Origin of the sequence: Laspinema olomoucense D3b (assembly GCF_025370785.1) — a bacterium.
In the GTDB taxonomy this organism is placed as follows: Bacteria; Cyanobacteriota; Cyanobacteriia; order Cyanobacteriales; family Laspinemataceae; genus Laspinema; species Laspinema olomoucense.
The window spans coordinates 221,295-231,097 of sequence record NZ_JAMXFA010000006.1 but is presented as its reverse complement, the minus strand read 5'-3'; the positions used below and the strand labels follow the sequence as shown (position 1 = coordinate 231,097).

Sequence of the window (9,803 nt, the reverse complement as noted above, 5' to 3'; positions counted from 1 at the left end):
GCAATCCCGTACCAAATCCGACGTGTTGTCGGGTCTGCCGCGAGGTCTTGGCTAAATTTTGGGAATTTTGTTGCCATGTCTTTTTTAGCTCCTCCTCGCTATCATCCTGAGACTGCAATAATGCGGGCCAGGAAGAATGCCCAGGTCGTCACAATACCTCCTAAGAGATAGTGAGCAACCCCAACCGCACGTCCTTGAATGATACTCAGAGCGCGAGGCTGAATTGCCGGGGCAACTTTCAGTTTGTTATGTGCCCAGACGATGGATTCAATCAGTTCTTGCCAGTAGCCGCGACCGCTGAACAGGAACATCAGGCTGAATGCCCACACAAAGTGAGCGCCGAGGAACAGCAGACCGTAAGCGGATAAGGCAGTTCCGTAGGATTGAATCACCTGAGAGGCTTGCGCCCACAGGAAGTCGCGCAACCAACCATTAATGGTGATCGAGCCTTGGGCAAAGTTACCGCCGGTAATATGAGCGACGGTGCCATCGGGAGAAACTGCGCCCCACACATCGGATTGCATTTTCCAGCTAAAGTGGAAAATTACGATAGAGAGGGAGTTGTACATCCAGAACAGACCGAGGAACACATGGTCCCAACCGGAAACTTGACAGGTGCCGCCACGACCGGGGCCGTCGCAAGGGAAGCGGAAGCCGAGTTCGCTCTTATCTGGAATCAGACGAGAGTTACGGGCAAACAGAACCCCTTTGAGCAGGATTAAAACGGTAACGTGAATGGTGAAAGCGTGGATATGGTGAATCAGGAAGTCTGCTGTACCGAGGGTAATCGGCATCATGGCAACCTTTCCACCAACCGCGATCACATCTCCACCGAAGGCGAAACTAGCCGGGGCTAAAGCGTTCGGAGCGGTGTTACCGGGAGCCAAGAAGTGCAGGTTTTGCACCCATTGGGCAAAAATGGGCTGAAGTTGAATGGCCGAGTCCGAGAACATATCTTGGGGACGACCAAAGGCTCTCATGGTGTCGTTGTGAACGTACAACCCGAAGCTATGGAAGCCCAGGAACATACAGACCCAGTTGAGGTGAGAGATGATGGCATCACGGTGACGCAGGACGCGATCGAGCAAGTTGTTGACGTTCTTAGCTGGATCGTAGTCGCGCACCATGAAGATGGAGGCGTGAGCACCTGCACCGACAATCAGGAAGCCGCCAATCCACATATGGTGGGTGAACAGGGACAACTGAGTTGGGTAGTCGGTGGCGATGTATGGATACGGAGGCATCGCATACATATGATGGGCAACGATGATGCTCAAAGAACCCATCATCGCCAAGTTGATGGCGAGTTGCGCGTGCCAGGAGGTGGTCAGGATTTCGTAGAGACCCTTGTGGCCTTCACCAGTGAAAGGACCTTTATGGGCTTCCAGGATTTGCTTCATGCTGTGACCGATACCCCAGTTGGTCCGGTACATATGGCCTGCGATGATGAACAGAACGGCGATCGCCAAGTGATGGTGTGCCGTGTCAGTCAACCACAAACCGCCGGTAACGGGGTTCAAGCCACCTTTGAAGGTGAGGAAGTCACTATAAACGCCCCAGTTGAGGGTGAAGAACGGAATTACTCCTTTGAAGAATCCCCAATCCACGCTCGGATATAGCTGGGTCATCAAGCTCGGGTTCAAGATGAACTCGTGGGGTAAGGGAATGTCTTTCGCATTCACCCCAGAATCCAGGAGCTTGTTGATCGGCAAAGAGACGTGAATTTGGTGACCGGCCCAGCCCAAAGAGCCGAGACCGAGTAATCCAGCCAGGTGATGGTTCATCATCGACTCCACGTTCTGGAACCATTCCAGTTTGGGAGCGCGTTTGTGATAATGGAACCAACCTGCGAACAGCATCAGGGCTGCCATCACCAATCCACCGATCGCGGTGCAGTAGAGTTGAAACTCATTGGTGATACCCGAGGCACGCCACAACTGGAATAAACCAGATGTGATCTGAATACCGTGGAATCCACCGCCAACGTTGGCGTTTAAAATTTCTTGTCCGAAGATCGGCCAGACCACTTGGGCACTGGGTTTAATGCCAGTCGGGTCCGTCAGCCATGCTTCATAGTTGGAAAATTTGGCACCGTGGAAATAGGCACCGCTTAACCAGATGAAGATTACAGCCAGGTGGCCGAAGTGTGCGCTAAAAATTTTGCGCGATACGTCTTCTAAATCGCTGGTGTGACTATCGAAATCATGAGCATTAGCGTGCAGGTTCCAAATCCAGGTGGTGGTTTTGGGCCCGCGAGACAAGGTACGGTCAAAGTGACCCGGTTTGGCCCACTTCTCGAATGAGGTGGGAACGGGATCTTTATCCACCGTTACCTTGACTTTTGCCTCTCGCTCTGGAGGGCTAATCGTCATCGAGACTCTCCTCTCTCTAGACAAGGACCTAATTTACATTCCACCCAAGGTGTTGCTCATTAGGCAACGATTCACTACACGAGGTGAGTGTTGGGTGGCTTACAACTTCTTAAAAAACCTTTTAAGGGTTCTTAAGTTTGTTAGTTTAATCCAAACTCGGGATTTTGTGTAGTAACCGCTCTAACAATCCAGCAAAATGCCGGTCTGTCGAGCAAGGCAACCTTAGTGGCTTCTGTTCGTGCATTATAAGGCCACCTCGGTTATCTGAATGCGCTGCTTAACAATAATTCAAATTAGCCACAATTTAATCGGGGATTGGCTTTGTGTTTCAAAGAGTTGGGAAAAAGTCAAGAGGGGTGAGCATAAATTAACATAACTTAATACTGGGCTGGGATCGGTGGTAGGCGATGCAACTGGCGTACAATTGCAAGATGAGGGGATGTCAGGATTCGAGCGGTTTCCAGGGCATTTAAACCGGGAATCGGATTGTCTGCTTTCACCGCTGCGATCGCCTTTGATCTCCCCTTTGGGCAAATCGCCCAGGATTGGTTTTATTTATGGAAAGACTTAACAAGTTTTCATAGTTGATCTCATAGAGGAGAATTGCTAAGTGTTAGGTAGAAATTCGCGATCGCCTATTGCCAAATCGTTACTGGGCGTGATCGTCGCCATCATTTTCCTCTTCGGCTTAGGGGCCTGTAGCGATCGCCTGGAAGCCCCTCCCAAGGTCGAAGCCTCCCAAGCGGTCTTCATCGACAGCGAGTCCCAAATCTCCGAAGTCTCTCCCCCCGAAGAAATTCAAAAACTCCGACTCGCCTTAGACGCCTATCAACCCCAAGTCCAGATATTAAGCCCCAAACCTGGGGAAGTGCTGGACGATAGTACAGTTGCCGTCCAAATCCAGGTACGGGATTTGCCCCTGTTTAAAAATCAGGACCTCGGCCTAGGACCCCACCTGCACCTTTTTGTGGACCACCATCCCTACCAAGCGATTTATGATGTTAGGGAACCCATCCTCTTAACCGACCTCGAACCTGGGACGCACACTCTCCGAGTCTTCGCCTCCCGTCCCTGGCATGAAAGCTTTAAAAATGAAGGGGCCTACGCCCAAACCACGTTTCACCTGTTTGCTCCCAGCGAAGATAATCAACCGGACCCCACCAAACCCCTACTCACCTACAGTCGTCCCCAAGGGAGTTATGGCGCGGAACCGATTATGCTGGACTTCTACTTGACCAATGCGCCATTACACCTCGTCGCCCAAGAAAACGCCACCGATGAAATTGCCGACTGGCGGATTCGGGTCACGATTAATGGAGAGAGCTTTGTGCTTGATCGCTGGGACCCTATTTATCTGAAAGGATTTAAGAAAGGGAAAAACTGGGTCAAAGTGGAATTCCTGAATGAAAAAGGCAATCCCGTCAACAATGAATTTAATACCTCTGTCCAGGCGATCGACTATCAACCGAAAGGCAAAGACACCCTATCGCGGTTAGTCCGGGGTGAACTGAAAGCATCCAAGGCGATCGTCATTGTAGACCCCACCTATAACCCACCCCCAGAAGAACCGGAACCGACCCCAGAACCGACCCCCGAACCCACTCCCGAACCCACCCCAGAACCCACCCCAGTCCCAGTGGAACCGGAACCCGAGTCCCTGCTGCCCCTACCGGAACCTCAAGAGATGCCGGTAGAAGTGGTCCCCGAGGAATATTTGCCGATGCCGGAGACTGTGAGCCCCGCACCCACCGCCGAATCAGCGAAACTGCTCCCCGAAGAAGTCCAACCTGAAGTGGAGATGGTGGAACCGGCAGCAAAACCCGTGAGGCGATCGCGATGGGATCAACTGCGCGATCGGGTCCGTCGTCCCAGTCCCGAACCGGCCACCCCGGCCCCTGTAGTTCCGGAACCGCAGGCACGGCCCGAAGTGATATTAGAACCGAGTGCGAGTGAGACCGAAGTGATAGAAGTCTTACCGGAACCGGCCACTACAGAAAGTGAGATGGAGGTAATTTTACAACCCATCGAGTAATACTATCTCATTCCCCTATAGAGCCCAAGCCCGCCTAAGCGGGCTTTTTTATAGAGTGAGAAACCATCTTTGGTATAAATAGACCCTCTCTATCCAGAGGAGATGGACTATACATTCGCTTTTAGTGAGAAATAGTTCCTGCTGGATATTGATAGATACAGCCCAAAGTGGATAGGCGTTGAAATATTTGAGTTCATGAAATTTTCTCCAGTTTTTGGGGAAGGAGTTGGATGATTTCCTCGGCATATCGTTCGCCCCGAAACTGGCTTTTGAGAGCCAGGACACTGAGTAGAAAACCTTTAGGGGAAATTTGTGAAGATTATGGGATAAATTAACCCTAAAAAATGAAAGATTAGCAGCATGGGTCACTGGGGTTAGACTGATATTCATCAAATCTTATCTGCGCCCCCAAATTGTTGAGAATTTCAAAAATTAAACACACGTTGAAACCGGAGCCGCTAATCGTCAATTATTCTATCGGAAGTTAAGCCTAATTCGCGAAAAAATAAGATGACAGAACTGGGGCTTTTGGGGGTTTGATTAGTCTGGACTAGAAGGACTAGATTCCAGGTTTGAACATTTGTAGTGGGGATGCACCACAATTCTCCTACATTGACTGTCCCTTTGTTTTGTGAAAGTAGTGTTAAGTGAATGGGGTGGTGAGACAACTGGGCCGGGAAAACTGGCTTTCTTACCTGTTGTGAAGGGGGTCAGGATGGCCTACTTTCCTCGGCAGATTATAGCCTATTTAATATCAACAATTATTAAATTTTTATTAGATTTTGGAATCAACCTGTAGGGTAATTGATTGGGCTGGGTTCTCAACTCAAACTGCCAGGGAGAACCGACCTATCTCCGTAAAAATACTGAGGCCAGTATTTGATTCTGAGAGGTACAATAAAAGTAGGGGTTTTTAGGGGTGAAATTATTCGGGAGTCTCTGGGGTGGGTGGGAGATCCTTGAGAAAATTCGTGACTTTGGTGATACACAAGTGAGGGAACGAGGGTTCATACTAGAAGGGATACCTTCTACTTTCACAGGATCCCTTAACCCGGATCCCAAGGAGAGCGAATTGGCCCTGACTCGATGAAGTTTTCCGCCACGGGATTAAAAGTTCTGCCAAAACTTCAAACCGGAACAGAGCCAGATAGGGGTTGTCTGAGAATCTCTACCCCTATAAGGAGGAGATTTACACCGCAGTTAGGTTAAAAGGGCAGAGTCTAGCTATATCTTGAGTTGTAAATTCTAAAGGTCGTATTGACGATACCCGTAATTATTGGCATAACAGAAAGGGTAGGTTTTATTACCCGTATTAAAGCAGGCTCGAAAATCTTTCCCCCGGGGAAGTGGGTGTTAGGGGCAATCGCGATTATTTGATTAGATGAAGGGAGCTTCCGTCTTATGCTTTGGAACAAATCGTTAAAACAAGTTAGCACATTTTCAGTGGCGTTATGTTTGGGAATGGTGATGAGTCCGGGCCTGAATTTGCAGGCGAAGGCCCAAAGTGACACTGATTCCCTCTCGCGACCCACTGCGGGCCCTTGGTTACTGAGTCAATCATTCACGCCACCCGATCGCGGTGCTCCACAACGGACTGCTGAAGGCGGCACCCGAGGCTGTGGAACTTATCAAGCGGGTCAAAAACCTTTGACGGCGTTAACTCCGGGTGATGCAATGCCGTTGACTTTGGCCGAGCATCCTACATTGTACTGGTATGTACCCACATCAGGCCCCCAAACTTTAGAGTTTGAATTAGTGGAGGGGGAGAATGAAGAGAATGTGGTTTATCAAGCCAAAATCCAGATTCCCCAAGGGGGGATTATTAGTCACAGTTTACCTGTGGATGATAGGACAACCCTGGATCCGGGGAAAAGTTATCACTGGTATCTGAAAATGGTCTGCGACGCGAGCGATCGCACCGGGGATATTGTCGTGGATGGCTGGATCGAACGAGTGGAAACGGATGAAACCATCGCCCTCGAACTTAAAAATGCTACAACACCGACCCATCGGGTTTCGATCTATGCTCGGGAAGGGATTTGGCATGATGCGCTGAGCATTCTGGCTCAAATGCGCCGGGATAATCCCGAGGATAGGGTTCTGTTTGCCCGCTGGCAAGAGTTTCTGAATTCGGTGGAATTGGGGGACTTCGCCACGGAACCCCTTGTAGATGCGACTCAAATCAGTCAGGAGTAATGGGATGAAGTCATCATGGGTAATTGGCCCTTGTACCCTATTGGCCGTAGTGTGTTGGTGGGGTGTTTTCGTAGAAGCGGGACGGACTCAATCGATGATTCCCGCTGGTGATGGAACCGGGACCCAAGTTACCCATGATGGCGATCGCTTTGATATTCAAGGGGGCAGTCGCTCCGGTGATGGCTCCAATCTCTTCCACAGCTTCGATCGCTTTGGTTTAGAAGCGGGTCAAACCGCTAACTTTTTGGCAAATCCCGATATCCAGAATATCTTCACTCGGGTTGTCGGGGGGAACCCTTCTCTGATTCAAGGTCTGCTGCAAGTCAGCGGGAGCCACTCCAATCTATACTTAATCAACCCCGCAGGAATCCTCTTTGGCCCTACGGCTCAGTTAAACCTTACGGGGTCCTTTTTTGCCACCACTGCGAACTCGCTCGGATTTAACTCGGGAGCGAGTTTTGATGTATTGGGGGCCTCTTCCTACTACAGCCTCACTGGGTCCCCCAATCAGTTTGATTTTACTCAGTCTCAGGGCGGGAGTATTGTGAATGCCGGAAATTTGGCCGTAGGGTTGGGGGAAAATATCACCCTGATGGGGGGAACAGTCCTAAATACGGGAACCTTAACTGCCCCCGGGGGCAACATTACGATCGCCAGTGTGCCCGGACCCCATCGCGTGCGCTTGTCCCAGGAAGGAATGCTGCTCAGTCTGGAATTCCAGGCGATCGCCCCTAGTGCCGAGACGGGAATTTCCCCCCTCCAGTTACCCCAACTGCTCACAAACGGAAATCTCACTCAAGGACACGCCCGAGGTGCAGTGGTGAATCCTGATGGAACGATTACCTTGACGGGTTCAAATTTGTCCTTGTCGTCAGATGCTGGAACCACGATTGTCAGCGGTGAGATTTCCGTTGCTGATGGGGTGCAAACTGGGGGAACCGTCACAATTTTAGGGGAAAAAATTGGGGCGATCGCCTCAACTATCGATGCCGCTGGAGGCAATGGCGGAGGCGAAGTCTATCTCGGTGGAGATTTCCAAGGCGGGAGTCGATTGCCAAAGGCCGATCGCACCTTAATTAGTCCCGATTCGACCATCCGAGTGGATGCCCTGAGTAACGGGAATGGGGGACGCGCCATTGTGTGGAGCGATCGCGTCACCGGATTCTATGGCAACATCAGCGCCAGGGGCAGTTCAAACCCCTTTTCTCCCTCTCAAAATGGCGGATTTGTAGAAGTTTCAGGCAAAGAACATCTCATTTTTGAGGGCATCGTTGATGTCAGCGCCACTCACGGCAGTTCCGGAACCCTGCTCCTCGACCCTTTGAATATTATCATTTCTAATGGTGAGGATGATCCAGCCAATATAGCAGATTTCCTGCCGAATATTTTATCCGGTGAAGGCGATGAATTTGCCGAGGCAACCCTGACGATTTCTGCCGAAACGCTTCAAAATCAAATCGGCAATATCATCCTAGAAGCGACTAATAATATCGAGATTGGGAATAACGTTTCCCTCGAATTTGTCCCCGGGGAAAGCATAGTATTTCGGGCGGATGCGGACAACGAAGGAACCGGCGCTTTTTTGATGGATCTATCCAGCCAAATCCGTGCTGAAGGGCGAGATATTGAGATTTTTGGAGCTAATATCACGGTCAGCACTATCGATACTTCTGCCGAAGGGGACGGGGGAAATATCTCCCTCGCCAGTAGCGAGGGCAATATTCAAGCTCGGGAGCTAATTTCCCAGTCTACAGGTTCGGGGACGGGGGGAAATATTACCCTGAGTGCGGGAGGAACGGGAGCAGTCGATATCCAAACGGGTAACGCGATTTTAGATGCCTCTTCCGCATCTGGAGACGGGGGAACCATTACCCTGACGACGGCAACCGGGGATATAACCACGGGAGATATTATCTCCAAATCTGAGGGTTCAGGAACTGCCGGGGATATTACCCTGCGTGCGGGAGGGACTGGGGCGATTAATGTGGGCCAAGGCAACGGGATTTTAGATGCGTCTTCGGCATCTGGGGATGGGGGAACCATCATCCTAACCACTGCAACCGGGAATATTACAACCCGCACGATCCTTGCGAACTCCGAGGGTTCGGGAAGTGGGGGAGAGATTACTTTAAATGCCGAAGGGGATGGGGACATCATTATTCAAACTGGAAATGCCAGCATTGATGCGTCTTCGGCATCAGGGGATGGGGGGGTAATTGACCTGAATACCGAGGGCGGAGATATCACAACCCAGGACCTGTCTACTAATTCTAATGCGACGCCTGGAAACATTACCTTAGATGCCAGCACGGGAACGCTACGTTTGCGAGGCAACATCAATACGAACAATCTGAATGTGAGAGCCGATGCGATTGAAGCAACCGGCAACAGTTCGGCAACTGGGCGAGGAAGATTGGTCATCGAACCGGGTTCGGCAGGGAGAAATGTGGCGATCGCACCGACCGACAATAACCTACCTACCGACACCTTAATCTTAGGGGATAACCTGCTCGCTGCTCTCACAAACGGGTTTAATTCTATTGTTATCGGGAGACCCGATAGTAGTGGTAATATCACTTTGCATAATAATTTCAACTTCACTGCGCCGGTAACGATCGCCGGTGGAGAGACGCTCACGGGTCCCAACCAAAATACGACCTGGACTCTCACCGGCCCTGGTCGAGGCACTCTCAGCGGCTATCCCAACGGGATGAGGTTTGAAAATATAGAAAACTTGACTGGCGGCAGTGCCAGCGATACGTTCGAGTTTCCCGATGGGGCGCGCTTTGGCACAATTGATGGTGCAGGAGGAAGCGATCTCCTGGATTATTCCAATTATACTGGGGAAGTTACGGTTGATCTCCCCCGGAATATCGCCACGGGTACAAGCGCTGCATTCAACATTGAAAATGTGACCCTGCCGGAGACGGAAGAACCTGAACCCACTCCATCCCCCGAAGACGGGGAAAACTTTTATACTCCAGTTATCAAACCCGCCCCCAAAATTGACCCCCCGCCATTACCGCCTTGGGCACAGAGTACGCCAGAACCCCAGACTGGTGGCGCAAGTGATCCAACCCCTCCCGAACCAGACATCAGTGAGCCAATTCCTATAGCAGAACCGGCGCCAATTCCTATAGCAGAACCGGCGCCAATTCCTATAGCAGAACCGGCGCCAATTCCTATAGCAGAACCGGCGCCAA

General features: G+C 50.8%; 4 protein-coding genes. 3 read left to right on the top strand and 1 reads right to left on the bottom strand.

All coding sequences use genetic code 11. The annotated features are described in order from the left end of the window. Nucleotides 1-101 precede the first annotated feature (101 nt). Complete coding sequence (gene psaA / locus NG792_RS06565; RefSeq protein ID WP_261201942.1) at nt 102-2,372, bottom strand: photosystem I core protein PsaA; 2,271 nt, start codon at nt 2,370-2,372, stop codon at nt 102-104. Between the two features lie 610 nt (nt 2,373-2,982). On the opposite strand from psaA, the gene NG792_RS06560 reads away from it, so the two are divergent. From NG792_RS06560 to NG792_RS06550, 3 genes are all read left to right on the top strand, one after another. Continuing rightward, complete coding sequence (locus tag NG792_RS06560) at nt 2,983-4,404, top strand: hypothetical protein (RefSeq protein WP_261201941.1); 1,422 nt, start codon at nt 2,983-2,985, stop codon at nt 4,402-4,404. A gap of 1,401 nt (nt 4,405-5,805) precedes the next feature. Continuing rightward, nucleotides 5,806-6,600, top strand: coding sequence for a DUF928 domain-containing protein (locus NG792_RS06555; protein ID WP_261234897.1), 795 nt, complete (start codon nt 5,806-5,808; stop codon nt 6,598-6,600). 4 nt (nt 6,601-6,604) lie between these two features. Further along, nucleotides 6,605-9,803, top strand: a 3,199-nt coding sequence (locus NG792_RS06550) for a two-partner secretion domain-containing protein (protein WP_261234896.1), incomplete at its 3' end; no start/stop codon positions are given.

What these genes read in the sequence shown, in the direction of transcription:
- NG792_RS06555 (WP_261234897.1), top strand. Translation starts at nt 5,806, where the DNA reads ATGCTTTGGAACAAATCGTTAAAACAAGTTAGCACATTTTCAGTGGCG.
- psaA (WP_261201942.1), bottom strand. Translation starts at nt 2,372, where the DNA reads ATGACGATTAGCCCTCCAGAGCGAGAGGCAAAAGTCAAGGTAACGGTG.